This is a genomic window from Streptomyces sp. NPDC099050, assembly GCF_044759865.1.
Classification (GTDB): domain Bacteria; phylum Actinomycetota; class Actinomycetes; order Streptomycetales; family Streptomycetaceae; genus Streptomyces.
Genome location: NZ_JBIWAE010000015.1, coordinates 177,206 through 190,743 on the forward strand (window position 1 = coordinate 177,206; position 13,538 = coordinate 190,743).

General features: G+C 74.9%; 7 protein-coding genes. 5 read left to right on the forward strand and 2 right to left on the reverse strand.

Annotation, left to right across the window (positions count from 1 at the left end; translation table 11 throughout):
- Nucleotides 1–49: 49 nt before the first annotated feature.
- Both ACIQV3_RS25005 and ACIQV3_RS25010 read right to left on the reverse strand, forming a co-directional pair.
- Entirely contained in the window at nt 50–1,294 is a 1,245-nt protein-coding gene (locus ACIQV3_RS25005) for a serine/threonine-protein kinase (RefSeq protein ID WP_403715280.1), read from the reverse strand.
- Between the two features lie 167 nt (nt 1,295–1,461).
- A complete protein-coding gene (locus tag ACIQV3_RS25010) occupies nt 1,462–3,261 on the reverse strand; it encodes a protein kinase (protein WP_403715284.1) in 1,800 nt (599 codons plus the stop codon).
- A gap of 504 nt (nt 3,262–3,765) precedes the next feature.
- On the opposite strand from ACIQV3_RS25010, the gene ACIQV3_RS25015 reads away from it, so the two are divergent.
- The 5 genes from ACIQV3_RS25015 to ACIQV3_RS25035 all read left to right on the forward strand — a co-directional run bounded on the left by ACIQV3_RS25015 (nt 3,766) and on the right by ACIQV3_RS25035 (nt 13,489).
- Nucleotides 3,766–7,272 (forward strand): FHA domain-containing protein, encoded by a 3,507-nt coding sequence (locus ACIQV3_RS25015; protein WP_403715286.1) that lies wholly within the window; start codon nt 3,766–3,768, stop codon nt 7,270–7,272.
- Nucleotides 7,273–7,421: 149 nt separating this feature from the next.
- Nucleotides 7,422–8,801, forward strand: coding sequence for an ABC transporter substrate-binding protein (locus ACIQV3_RS25020; protein ID WP_403715288.1), 1,380 nt, complete (start codon nt 7,422–7,424; stop codon nt 8,799–8,801).
- A 4-nt stretch (nt 8,802–8,805) separates the two neighbouring features.
- Nucleotides 8,806–10,110: a carbohydrate ABC transporter permease gene (locus ACIQV3_RS25025; protein ID WP_403715290.1), complete on the forward strand. Its 1,305-nt coding sequence runs from the start codon at nt 8,806–8,808 to the stop codon at nt 10,108–10,110.
- Nucleotides 10,107–11,024 (forward strand): carbohydrate ABC transporter permease, encoded by a 918-nt coding sequence (locus tag ACIQV3_RS25030; protein WP_403715292.1) that lies wholly within the window; start codon nt 10,107–10,109, stop codon nt 11,022–11,024. Before ACIQV3_RS25025 ends, ACIQV3_RS25030 begins: the two co-directional genes overlap by 4 nt.
- A 215-nt stretch (nt 11,025–11,239) precedes the next feature.
- On the forward strand, nt 11,240–13,489 hold the full coding sequence (locus ACIQV3_RS25035; protein ID WP_403715294.1) for a CDP-glycerol glycerophosphotransferase family protein: 2,250 nt from the start codon (nt 11,240–11,242) through the stop codon (nt 13,487–13,489).
- Nucleotides 13,490–13,538: the final 49 nt, after the last annotated feature.

The following is a 13,538-nucleotide window of genomic DNA, read 5'->3' on the forward strand; positions in this document are numbered from 1 at the left end:
CCCTGCGGGGCTGTCCCCCACCCGCAGGGCCGCCCACCCCCGCACCCGGCTACGGGGCCGTAGAGCCCGACTGCTTGTTGTCCTGCGGCGGCGCCGAGTCGGAGGAGACGGCCAGCCAGCCGCCGACGCCGACCGCCGCGGCCAGGGCGACGGCGGCGGCCGACAGCGCGAGCCGGCGCTTGCGGACGGTCTCCGCCCGGTGCCGCGCGGAGCCCGGCCGGTGCCCGCCGGCCGGACGCGGCACCCGGGCCGTACCCAGCGCACCCCCCGCCAGCTCGTCCGGCCCCGGCACCCGCATCGAGGTGTGGGTGTCCCGGTTGGAGTCGGTGGAGGAGCCCGGGACCAGCGGAACCACACCCCGCCGCCGCACCGGATCGGCGGCGGCCTCCGGTTCCGGGAAGTCCGCCTGCTCCGGCTCGTCCGGCTCGTCCACGTCCAGCGGCGGCATCCCCGCCAGCAGCGGCAGCAGGTCCCGCAGGCGCAGGGAGAGTTCCGAGGCCCGCAGCCGCGAGGCGGGGGCCTTGGCCAGGCACTGGACCATCAGCTGCCACAGCTCGTCGGGGATGCCCGGCAGCGGGACGACGGTCTCCGTCACGTGGCGCCGCAGCACCGCCCCGGGATGCCCGCCGCCGAACGGCGTGAAGCCCGCGAGCAGTTCGTACAGCACGGTGGCCAGCGCGTATATGTCCACCGCCGCGCGCGGCGGCAGTCCCTCGACGATCTCCGGCGCCAGGTAGTCGGGCGTGCCGATGATCCGGGTGGTGGGGGCCGAGGCCCGTCCGCCGGTGGACCGCCGCGGTGAGTCGATGAGCTTGGCCACGCCGAAGTCGGTGAGCAGCGCCGGGTGCGCGCCGCCCGGGCCGAGCGGGCCCTGCATGTCGAGCAGGACGTTCTCCGGCTTCACGTCCCGGTGCACGACCCCGGCCGCGTGCGCCGCGGCCAGCGCGTCGGCGACGTCCGCGACGATCGCGACGGCCGCCTCGGGGGCGAGCCGCCGCTCGCGGTCGAGGCGCGTGCGCAGGTCCGTACCGCGGACGAGGTCCATGACGAGGGCGAGGTCGTTGCCGTCCACGACGAGGTCGCGGACGCAGACGACGTGCGGGTGCTCCAGGCCCAGGAGCGCGCTGCGCTCCTGGACGAACCGTCCGACGAGTTCCTGGTCGGACGCGAGGTCCTCGCGCAGCAGTTTGACGGCGACGGGGCCGTCAGGCCCCTCGCCCAGCCACACCGTGCCCGCGCTGCCGCGTCCCAGGATCTGGTGCGCGGTGTACCGGCTGCCGATCTTCCGTGCCACAACTGCTCCCTCAGCGGCTGGCGTACGCACCAAAGCTACGCGGCCAGATGGGTGTTGGAGTCCACGGATCGCGGCGACCTTCACTTCTGCGGGCGAAATCACGTCCCGGAAGTCGACAAATCCACGAAGTCACCGGTACAAGGCCCGGTTCGGGTGGATTGTGCGGATCAGGGGGTCGGGCCGCCGCCCGTGGCGTCTCCGATCGCGGTGACCCAGTCCACGACGTCCGAGCCCCAGGTCCACACCTGGTCCCACCAGCCGCGGCCGGTGCCGACCCACTCCTGGAGGGGGGTCAACTCCCAGATCAGCCAGCCCGCGACGAAGAACACCAGGATCATCACCAGGCAGCCCTTGAGGCAGCCCAGCCCCGGGATCTTCACCGGGTTCGCGCTGCGGCGCGGCTCGCGGGGCTCGCGCCGCTCCGGCCGGCGGCCCGGCGGCGGACCCTGAGGGGGCTGCTGCTGAGGCTGCTGGGGCTGGCGGTACTGGGGCTGCCCCTGCGGCTGCTGGTACTGCTGGGGGTGCTGCTGCTGCGGCTGATAGTGCTGCGGCGGGGGCTGCGGCGCGTACTGCTGCTGCGGGTACTGCTGAGGCTGCTGGTACTGCTGCGGTGGCGGGGCCTGCCGGTACGGCTGCTGCTGCGGTCGCTGCGGCTGCGGAGGCTGCTGCGGTCGCTGCGGCTGCTGCTGGGGCCGCTGCGGCTGCTGGTGCTGCTGCGACGGCGGCGCCTGGCGCTGCGGCCGGCGGCGCAGGGGATCCTCGCTCGGGTCCAGGTACTGCATCTGAGTCTGCTCGTTGCGGTCGCGGGCCGCCTGCAGCTGCGACTGCCACGGGTGCGGCTGGTCCGGCCGCTGCACGGGCGGCATCACGGAGGTCGCGTCGGCGCCGGGCGCCCCCGTGCTCGGGAGCACGGACGTGGCGTCGGCCCCGCCGACCGGCGGCATCACGCTGGTCATGGCGTTGGGGTCGTAGGCCCCCATCGGGGAGGCACCGGCCGGGCCGGGCAGCATCTGCGTCGCGTCCGCGGCGCCCGGGGTCTCGGGGACCGGCGCGGGCGAGGGGTCGGGCGCCAGGAGCGCGCCGACGCCGAGGGCGGCCTCGACCTCGGCGGCCGTGGAGTGCACGCCGATGCCGGAGGCGACGACGCGCAGGCCGCGCGCCAGGGTCTCCGCGCTCGGGCGCTCGTAGGGCTCCTTGCGCATGCAGCGCTCGATGACCGTCCACAGCGGCTCGGGCACGTTCGGCGGGCGCTGCGGCTCCTCGCTGAGGTGGCGGTGCAGCACCTCCAGTGCGGTGCCGCCGGCGAAGGGCGGCCGGCCGGTGAGAAGCTCGTAGAGCAGGATGCCGGCGCCGTAGATGTCGACGGCGGAGGTTTGCGGGCGGCCCTCGGCGGACTCGGGGGCGACGTAGGCCGGGGTGCCGACGAACTCGTGCGTGCGCGTGAGGCCCGGGGAGTCCGCCAGGCGCGCGATGCCGAAGTCGGTGAGCATCGGCTTCATCTGGCCGTCGCGCTCGTCGACCAGGACGTTGGCGGGCTTCAGGTCGCGGTGGACCACGCCGTCGGCGTGGCTGGCGGCGAGCGCGTCCGCGATCTGGGCGGTGAGCAGGCTCGCGGCGACCGGGCTGAAGGGGCCGTTCTCGCGGAGGTACCGGTGCAGGTCCGGGCCGTCGATGAGGTCCATGACGAGGGCGAGGAGATCGCCCTCGACGACGAGGTCGCGGGTGCGGACGATGTTGGGGTGGGTCAGGCGCAGCAGGACCGAGCGCTCGCGCAGGAAGCGCATGACGATGTCCGGGTCCTGGGCCAGCTCCTCCTTGAGGACCTTGATGGCCACGGTCTCGCCGGGGTGGCCGGCCACGGCCGCCTCCGCACCGGCCGCCTCACGCTGGCGGGCGCGCCAGACGGTGCCCGTGGCGCCGCGCCCGAGCGGCTCCTCGAGCAGGTACTTGCTGCCGACTGGCCGCACGTCACGCGCTCCCTGCTGTCGTCGATTCCGGCGGGGGGTCCGCGTGCCGCACGCTCGGTGCACGCTCGATCCACGCCTGATCCGCGCAATGGTTTTCCGGCCCACTCTAGGGCTTGTCCCGAAGGAAGACGCGGGGTGAGGGAGGTTGGTTGCCGCACGTATGCGCGAAGGGTGATGTTTGCGGCGTATGCCGGAGGCGAATTTCCCGGCCATCCTGTCGATATCCGATCGGCCCGCTCGCAGGTCCGGTGCAGGTCCGCGACCGATCAAGATCACTTGCCGGTGGGTGGCGGGCGTGTCGATGACGACAGGTGCGAGGATGCACCCGTACGGAACGGCCGGGACGGGAGCCCCGCCTTCCGGGCAGACCTGACCGGACGACGCGTCCGTGCCGGGTGGGGGCGGACGGACGGGCACCGCGTGCGAACGGCACGCGTGATACGTCCCGCAGGTCCCTGCCGGGCGCACGCACCGCGCACCGCGCAGAAGGGACCGCTGACGGCGATGCAGATCCGGCTGACCGTCCTCGGGTCGGGGTCGCGCAGCGGCCACCAGACCGCCACCGCGAGCGCCTCCGGCGGGGGTACCGGCGGGGGAGGCACCCCGGCGAGCTGTGACGTGCTCGTCACCGCGCCCGCCGGCACGGCACTGTCCGCGGTGGCCTCCGGGCTCGCGGCGACCGTCGGCGGCCCCGACACCGGTGGCACGGTCGTGCTGTACGCCGGTACGGAGCGCCTGGACCCCGCGCGGTGCGCGCTCGGCGAGCCGCCGCTCGTGGACGGGGCGGTGCTGTCGCTGAACGTGCCCGGCCCCGACGTCCGCGCGGACGGGACCGCTGCGGCCCTCGGCGACGGGCCGCAGCTGCACGTCGTGGCCGGGCCGGACGCGGGCGGGGTGCACCTGCTGCACCCGGGGGCGATCCGGATCGGGCGCTCGGCCGACGCGGACGTCCCGCTGGACGATCCGGACGTCTCGCGCCTGCACTGCACCGTGACGGTGCTCCCCGACGGGCGGGTGGCGGTGGCCGACCTCGGGTCGACGAACGGTACGACCCTGGACGGCGCGGCGGTCGGCGCGGAACGGGTGGCGCTCGCGCCCGGCGCGCTGCTGCGGGTCGGCGAGTCCACGCTCCGCCTGGCCATGGGCCCCTTCCCCTCCCCCCTCCCCCTCACCCCGGACCTGGAGGGCCACCTCGCCGTCTCCCTCCCGGGCCACCCCGATGCCGACCCCCCAGCGGGTTCACACCCCGACGGCGACACCTCGGGCGGAGCCCGGGCCGGAGCTACGCCGGGCAGCCCGGCCGGGTCACACCCCGACGGCGACACCTCGGGCGGAGCCCGGGCCGGAGCTACGCCGGGCACCCCGGCCGGGTCGCGGTCCGCAGGCGGAGCCCGGGCCGGAGGGGCCTATCCCGACACGGGGAGCCAGGGGACGCAGGCGTGGATCCCCCACCCCGCCCCTTCCCGGAACGGCGGCTCCGCCCCCGCCCCCGCCCCCGACCACGGCCGGCCCGGCTACGGCGCCCCGGCAGCGCCCCCGGCGCACCGGGACGGCGGCACCGGAGCGGTCCCCGCCGCCCGGGGCTCCGAACACCACACCGGAGGCGGCCCGGCCGCGTCCGGCCCCGCCGCCGCGGCCCCCTGGCCGTACGGCGAGGCCGGCCGGGACGGCGAAGCCGACCCGCACCGCGCCGGCCGGATCGCCAGGCCCGGCGCCGGACAGGACGGCGGGGCATCCCACCGGGCCGGAGCGGCACACCCGGCCGCAGACCCGTACGCCGGCCCCCAGGGCCCCCACGGCCAAGGCGGCCAAGACGGCCCGGCGGCGCGGCGGACCGGGGTCGAGCATCACGGTGCGGGCGGCTGGGAGGGATCGGAGGCGGCCCCGGAGGCCGAGCCCCGGCGTGCGGGGCGTCGCGGTATCGGGGCCTGGGCGCGGAAGTGGGTGCGCGGGCCGGAGGCCCCCGAGGTGGAGGTGGCCGCCGAGGCGGCGGCCGCCGTCACCGTGCGGCCCGGCTCCGACGATCCCGCGACCCTGCTGCTCACCGCCCTCGGGCCGGCCCCGCGGCTGTGGGCCGGGCCCGGCGGGCTGAACGTCACGCTCGGCGCGGGCAGCGAGGTCGCGCTCCGCGAGACCGGCGCGCTCGGCATCGCGGGACCCCGGGCCCGGCTGACCGGTGTGGCCCGCTCCGTCATCGCGCGGCTGGCGGCGCTGCACGCCCCCGGCCAGCGTCTGGAGATCGTGCTGATCTCCACCGACCGGGCCCGCCCGCTCGCCGAACGCCGCCGCGACTGGGGCTGGCTCGGCTGGCTGCCCCACGTACGCCCCGCGCACGGGCAGGACTGCCGGCTGCTGCTCGCGTACGACCGTGATCAGGCGGCCGCCCGCGCCGGGGAGCTGACCCGGCGGCTCGACGACGGCCCCCTCGGCACCCACTGGGCCGCCGCGGGCCCGGACGCGGTGCGCGAGGCCTCGTACGCCTACCGGGGCCCCTTCACCCTCCTGGTCCTCGACGGGGACCCCGGTCCCGGGGCGCTGCGGGACATCACCAGCCGGCTGGCCTCGCACGGGCCGGCCGCCGGGATCCACGTGCTGGCCCTGGCCGAGGCGCCGGCCGCGACGCCCGCCTCACCCGTCACCGAGACCTACGAGGTGGCCTGCTCGGCCGCACCCGCCTTCCGGGACTGTTCCACCGCCGCCCTGCTCAGCGGTGATGTGGCCACGACCGTACGGACCTTCGCGGTCTCGGGCGGCAAACCGGCCGCGTCCGGCGGGACGGCGACGGCGGACGCCGTTTCGGCGGCCTGGGCGGAGCGGTTCGCCCGCGCCCTGGCCCCCCTCAAGGCCGACTCCCCCGCCACCGAGGGCGGTTACCGCCCGGCCGCCGCGCAGCTGCCCCAGACCTCGCGGCTGCTGGACGAGTTGGGGCTGGCCCGGGCCACCCCGGCCTCCCTGATGGCCCGTTGGGCCGCCGCCACCGACCAGGGGCAGCGCGTCGGCGGGCTCGCGGAGATAGTGCTCGGCACCGGCCGGCGCGGGTCGGTGGGCGCCGAACTGGTCACCGACGGGCCGCACCTGCTGATCGAGGGGCCCGCCGGCAGCGGCCGCACCGAACTGCTGCGTTCCGTGGCGGCCTCCCTGTCGGCGGCGGCCCGGCCCGACCGGCTCGGCCTGGTCCTGCTCGACGGGGCCGGCGGCGAGCGCGGCGACGGCCTGCTGCCCTGTACGGAGCTGCCGCACGTCTCGGCGCACCTGATCGCCTCGGACCCTCTGCGGATGCGGGAGTTCGCGCAGGCGCTGGGCGCGGAGCTGAAGCGGCGGGCCGAGCTGCTGGACGGGGCGGCGTTCTCCGAGTGGCACGCCGTGCGCGAGGTGTCCGACCGGATGGTCTCCCCCCGCCAGCCGACCCCGGGCGAGCTGCGCGGCGATCTCGAACCCCAGCGGTCCGGCACCCTGCGGCTGCGTTCCTCGGCCACCCGGACCGATCCGCCGGCCGGGCCCAGCCCGCTGCCGCGCCTGGTCGTGCTCGTGGACGACTTCGACGCGCTGGTCGCGCCGGGTCTGGGCAGCACGGGCCGGCCCGCCGCCGGTTCGGTGGTCCGCGCGCTGGAGGCGGTGGCCCGCGAGGGGGCCCGGCTCGGGGTGCACCTGGTGGCCACCAGCGCCCGCCCCGACCGGACCGCGGACACCGTGCTGGCCCGGCTCACGAACCTGCGCGTGGAGCTCGACGCCCCCGACCAGCCGGGTCCCGGCCGGGGCGTGCTCCGGTACGCCGACGGGCGCGCGGTCCCGTTCCAGGGCGGCCGGGTCACCGGCCGGATCCCCCGGACGGCGACGCTTCGGCCGACGGTGGTGCCGGTGGAGTGGGAGCGGATGGGCGATCCGCCGGCCCGTCGCCCGGTCCGTGAGCTGGGCAACGGCCCGACCGACCTGGCGTTGCTGGCCAGCGCCCTGGACCGGGCCTCGCACCTGGTGTCGGCGGTACCGGTGTTGTTCCCGCCGGCCCCTTGACCACCGCTTGACCAGTACCTGACCGGCCCCCCGAGCGGTCGCCCGCACACCCCCGTCCGCCGCGAGGCGCTATTGCGGGGGTGCGCGGGGCGGCGTAGACCTTGTGGCACGGGACACACCATCGCCAGCGAGGCACCGGGGGCACCGCCATGCGCAAGCACGGAACGAGCCGCACGACATCAGTTCGTACGCACCACACGTGGGCCGCTCTGGCCGTGGCCGGCGCACTCGCGCTCAGCGCGTGCGGCGGCGACGGCAAGGAGCCGGCGAAGGGCCCGGACGGCCCCGACACCTCGGGCGGGCCGTCCGTCGCGTTACCCCGTCTCGACGGGGAGAAGCTTGAGGTCGCCGCCGTCTGGACGGGCGCGGAGCAGGCGAACTTCGTCAAGGTGCTGAAGGAGTTCGAGCGGCGGACGGGCGCCACCGTCACCTTCGTCCCCGCGCAGGACCCGATCGTCACCTTCCTCGGCTCGAAGATCGCGGGCGGCGCCCCGCCGGACGTGGCTCTGCTCCCACAGGTCGGGGCGCTGGTCTCGGCGGTGAAGAGCAAGTGGGCGCAGCCGGTCGGCGCCGAGGCGCAGGCCCAGCTCGACCAGAACTACTCGCCCGGCTGGAAGACGCTGGGCGCGGTCGACGGCACCCAGTACGGCGTCTACTACAAGGCCGCCAACAAGTCGCTGATCTGGTACAACGCGAAGGCCTTCGAGGCGGCGGGCGTGACGCCCCCGAAGACCTGGAAGGAGCTCATCACCGCGGCCGACACCCTGTCCGCGTCAGGCACCCCGGCGGTTTCGGTGGCCGGGGCCGACGGCTGGACCCTGACCGACTGGTTCGAGAACGTCTACCTCTCGCAGGCGGGCCCGGAGAAGTACGACCAGCTGGCGAAGCACGAGATCAAGTGGACGGACGACAGCGTCAAGCAGGCGCTGACCTCCCTCGCCGAGCTGTGGGGCCGCAAGGACTTCCTGGCGGGCGGCCAGAGCGGGGCGCTGGCGACCGAGTTCCCGAAGTCGGTGACGCAGACCTTCACCGGCGGCGACCGGCCGGCGGCCGCGATGGTCTTCGAGGGCGACTTCGTGGCGGTGAACATCGCGCAGACCGACGCGAAGGTGGGCACGGACGCGCTGGTGTTCCCCTTCCCGGCGGTCGGCGGCACCGCCCCGGTGGTCTCGGGCGGGGACGTGGCGGTCGCGCTGAAGGCCTCGAAGGGCGCGCAGGCGCTGCTGACGTTCCTGGCCTCGCCGGACTCGGCGCGGATCCAGGCCCGTGAGGGCGGATTCCTCTCGCCGAACAAGGCCCTGGAGCCGGACGCGTACCCGAACGACATCCAGCGCGGCATCGCCGAGGCCCTGATCGCGGCGGGCGACCGCTTCCGCTTCGACATGTCGGACCAGGCCCCGGCGGCCTTCGGCGGCACGCCGGGGGCGGGCGAGTGGAAGGCGCTCCAGGACTTCCTGGCGAACCCGGCCGACGTGGCGGGGACCCAGGCGAGGCTGGAGGCGGACGCGGCCAAGGCCTACGGGAACTGATCCCGTGGCCTCCCCGAAGAGCAGGGAGACCCGGCGCCGACGGCTGACGGCCGCGGCGTTCCTCCTCCCCTCCCTGGTCCTGCTCGGCGCGCTCGTCGTGCACCCCATCGGTTACTCGCTCTACCGCAGCTTCTTCGACCGCTCGGGCCAGGAGTTCGTGGGCGCCGGGAACTACGGGGAGATCCTGCGCGACGACACGATCCGCACCGCGCTGGGCAACACGGCGATCTGGGTGGTGCTGGCCCCGGTCAGCGCCACCGCGCTCGGTCTGCTCTTCGCCGTGCTGACCGAACGGGTGCGCTGGGGAACGGCGTTCAAGCTGATCGTCTTCATGCCGATGGCCATTTCGATGCTCGCGGCGGGCATCATCTTCCGGCTCGTCTACGACGCCGACCCCGACCGGGGCGTCGCCAACGCCGTCTGGGTCGGCGTCCACGACACCTTCGCCGAGTCCTCCGCCTTCCCCAAGGCCCGCCCCGGCCGGGATTCGCCGCTGGTCCCGGCGGACGGGGGCGCGTACGTGACCCGCGAGCCGGTACGGGCGGGCGTCCCCGCGCCGCTCCCGCTGGTCGGCATCGCCCCGGACGCCCTTCCCCCGGAAACGCGTACGGCGCGGCCGGCCGCCGGCGAGCCCGGGAAGGTCACCGGCACCGCCTGGCAGGACTTCACCCGGGGCGGGGGCGGTACGACGAACACGGTCGACCCCACCGAGTCCGCCCTGCCGGGGCTGCGCGTCGAGGCGGTCAAGGACGGCCGGGTGGTCGACTCGGCGCGGACCCGGGCCGACGGCACCTTCACCCTGTCCGCCGCGGCCGACGGCGCGCTGCTGCGGCTGCCCGCCTCGAACTTCCGGGAGGCGTACGCGGGCGTCGAGTGGCTCGGCCCGACCCTGGTGACCCCGGCGGTGATCGGCGCCTACGTGTGGATGTGGTCCGGGTTCGCGATGGTGCTGATCGCGGCCGGGCTGGCCGCCGTACCGCGCGAGCTGCTGGAGGCGGCGCGGGTGGACGGGGCGAGCGAGTGGCAGGTGCTGCGGCGGATCACGGTGCCGCTGCTGGCGCCCGTCCTGGCCGTCGTGCTGGTGACCCTCGTCATCAACGTCATGAAGGTCTTCGACCTGGTCTTCGTGATCGCGCCGGGCGCGGTGCAGGACGACGCCAACGTCCTGGCCCTCCAGCTGTACCGGACCTCCTTCGGTACGGACGCCGATCCGGGGCTGGGCAGTGCCATCGCGGTGCTGCTGCTGGTGCTGGTCGCTCCCGTCATGGCCTACAACATCCGCCGGATGCGCCGGGAGGCCCGCCGATGAGCACACCGCCGCGCACCCAGCCCCGCAAGCCGTCCCCCGCCTCACCCCTCGCCCCGCTCCGCACCCCGCCGACCGCTCGGTCCCTGGCCGCCCGGGCGGCCGGCGGGGCGCTGCGCGTCTTCCTGGTCCTCGCGGGCCTGTTCTGGCTGCTGCCCACGCTCGGACTGCTGGTCTCCTCCTTCCTCTCCCCCACCGCGCTGAACGACGGCGGCTGGTGGCGGGCGCTGACCGCTCCCTCCCGGCTGACGGCCGGCAACTACGAGCGGCTGCTGGCCAACGAGACCGTCACGGGCTCGCTGATCGACACGGCGGCCATCGCGATCCCGGCGACGCTGCTCGTCCTGGCGCTGGGATCGTTCGCCGGATACGCCTTCGCCTGGATGGAGTTCCCCGGCCGCGACTGGCTGTTCCTGCTCGTGGTCGCACTGCTCGTCGTACCCGTCCAGGTGGCGCTGATCCCGGTCTCCGAACTCTTCGGTTCCGTCGGCCTGTTCGAGACCACGGCGGGCGTGGTCCTCTTCCACACCGCCTTCGGGCTGCCGTTCGCCGTGTTCCTGCTGCGGAACTTCTTCGCGGAGATCCCGCGCGAGCTGCTGGAGGCGGCCCGGCTCGACGGAGCGGGCGAACTGCGGCTGTTCGCAAGGGTGGTGCTGCCGCTGGGCGGTCCGGCGATCGCCTCGCTCGGCATCTTCCAGTTCCTGTGGGTGTGGAACGACATGCTGGTCGCCCTGGTCTTCGCGGACTCGGCGCACCCGCCCGTCACGGTCGCGCTCCAGCAGCAGGTACGGCAGTTCGGGAACAACATCGACGTGCTGGCGCCCGGCGCCTTCCTGTCGATGGTGGTGCCGCTCGTCGTCTTCTTCGCCTTCCAGCGGCAGTTCGTGTCGGGGGTGATGGCGGGAGCGATCAAATAGGCGGCCGGGCGGGCGACCAGGCAGACGATCGGGCAGGCCATCGGGCAGGTGGTCGGGGGGCCATCGGGCGGACCATCGGGCGGGCAGGCGGTCTCTGATCATGGTGTTGACGTGCCGTGTTGACGCTCCGTAACCCGAATGCCGCACCCTGCGTAACCCGATCACCACGCCGGGGGTTCCTGGGCCATATGTCCGCGCCGACCCCTGGATGTGCCGTGCCCCGGTTCAGCGTCATCGTGCCCGCGTACAAGGTCCAGGCGTACCTCCAGGAGAGTCTGGACTCGGTCCTGACCCAGTCGTACCCGGATCTCGAACTGATCGTGGTCGACGACGCCTCCCCGGACGCCTGCGGTTCGATCATCGACGACTACGCGGCCCGGGACCCCCGGGTCACCGCCGTGCACCTGGCGCACAACCTCGGCCTGGGACCGGCCCGCAACGCGGGCCTGTCCCGGGCCACCGGCGACTACGTCCTCTTCCTCGACGGCGACGACACCCTGGCCCCCGGCGCCCTCCAGGCCGTCACCGACCGACTGAAGGCCACCGGCTCCCCGGACGTCCTCGTCTACGACTACGCGCGCACCTACTGGACCGGCGAGCTGGTCCGCAACAGCCTCTCCCACCGCCTCTCCGAGGAGGGTCCGGCCAGCTTCCGCCTCGCCGACCGCCCCGCCCTCCTCGGCATGCTCATGGTCGTGTGGAACAAGGCATACCGCCGCGAGTACGTGGAGCGCGAGGGCCTCTCCTTCCCGCCCGGCTTCTACGAGGACACCCCCTGGACCTATCCGGCGCTCCTGGCGGCGGAGTCGGTCGCCGTCCTCGACCGGGTCTGCGTGCACTACCGCCAGCGCCGCACGGGTTCGATCCTGACCACGTCCACCCGACGCCACCTGGACGTCTTCGACCAGTACGACCGCGTCTTCGGCTACCTCGCCACCCGCCCCGAACTGGAGCGCTGGCGGCCCGCCGTGCACCGGCGGATGGCCGAGCACTTCTGCGCCCTGTACGCGGACCCGCGCCGGCTCCCGCGCGCCGCCCGGGCCGAGTTCTTCGCCCGGGCCTCGGCCCTGCTGCGCCGCTACCGGGTGCCGGGCCCCCGGCCGCTGTCCCTGAGCCGCACGGACCGCACCCGCCACCTCCTGATGCGGCTGGGCACCAGGCGCGCGTACCGCGTCCTGTCCGTGCTCCGCTCGGCCTCGCTCACCGCGGGCCGCGCCGGGGTCGCCCTGGGCCGGGGCCTGCGCGAGGCCGCCCTGCGCCTGCACTACCGCGCCCAGCGCCTGCTCCCGCTCCAGCCGGAGCTGGCCGTCTTCTCCGCGTACTGGCACGGCGGTTACGCCTGCAACCCGGCGGCGATCGAGGCCAAGCTGCGCGAACTCGCCCCGCGCATGCGGACGGCGTGGATCTGCGACCCGGCGCACGCCTCGACCGTGCCCCGCGGCACCACCCCGCTCCGCCCGGGCTCGGCGGCGTACTGGACGGCCCTGGCCCGCGCCACGTACCTCGTGACGAACGTCAACTTCGACCGTGCGCTGGTCAAGCGCCCCGGCCAGATCCTCGTCCAGACGCAGCACGGCACCCCGCTCAAGCGGGTCGGCCTCGACCTCCAGGACCGCCCGGCCGCCACCCCCACGACGGACTTCGCGGGCCTGCTCCGCGGCGCGGACCAGTGGGACTACCTGCTCTCCTCCAACCGCCACTCCACCCTCGTCTGGGAAAAGGCGGTCCCCTCCTCCTACACCACGCTCGAATACGGTTACCCCCGCAACGACGTGTTCCACCGGGCCACCCAGGCGGAGGTCCTGGAACTGCGCGAACGCCTCGGCATCCCGCCGGGCTCCACGGCGATCCTGTACGCGCCGACCCACCGCGACTACCGCCGCAGCCGCCCCGCGCAGCCGGACTTCGACCGCATCCTGCGCGACCTGGGCCCCCGCTACACGATCTTGACCCGCGCCCACCTCACGTACGCGGGCTCACCCGCCCCGGACCCCCACCCGCGCCTCCTCGACGTCTCCTCGCACCCCTCGGTCGAGGAACTCTGCCTGGCCTCGGACGCGTTGGTGACGGACTACTCGTCGCTGATGTTCGACTACGCGTCCTTGGACCGCCCGATCGTCATCCACGCGGACGACTGGGAGGCGTACGAGGCCTCCCGCGGCACGTACTTCGACCTGCGGGCCTTCCCCCCGGGAGCGATCGCCCGCACGGAGGACGAGCTGGTGGACATCTTCGCGACCGGCCACTGGCAGGGGTCCCGCTCGGCGCAGCTCCGCGCGTCCTTCCGGAGCCGGTTCTGCACGCACGACGACGGCCAGGCGGCGGAGCGCGTGGTCCGCCGCGTCTTCCTGAGCCAGCCGACCGCCCCCATCACCCCCCTGGAAGACCGCCGCCCCACCCCCGCGGCCCCCTCCGCCACCCCGGAACCCACCCTGGCCCACCTCACAACGGGCCGCTGGCCGTAGCCGGTCAAGCCGTCCGGCGTTTGGTCTTCCCAGCCGTCCGGCGTTTGAG

What these genes read in the sequence shown, in the direction of transcription:
- ACIQV3_RS25030 (WP_403715292.1), top strand. Translation starts at nt 10,107, where the DNA reads ATGAGCACACCGCCGCGCACCCAGCCCCGCAAGCCGTCCCCCGCCTCA.
- ACIQV3_RS25015 (WP_403715286.1), top strand. Translation starts at nt 3,766, where the DNA reads ATGCAGATCCGGCTGACCGTCCTCGGGTCGGGGTCGCGCAGCGGCCAC.
- ACIQV3_RS25020 (WP_403715288.1), top strand. Translation starts at nt 7,422, where the DNA reads ATGCGCAAGCACGGAACGAGCCGCACGACATCAGTTCGTACGCACCAC.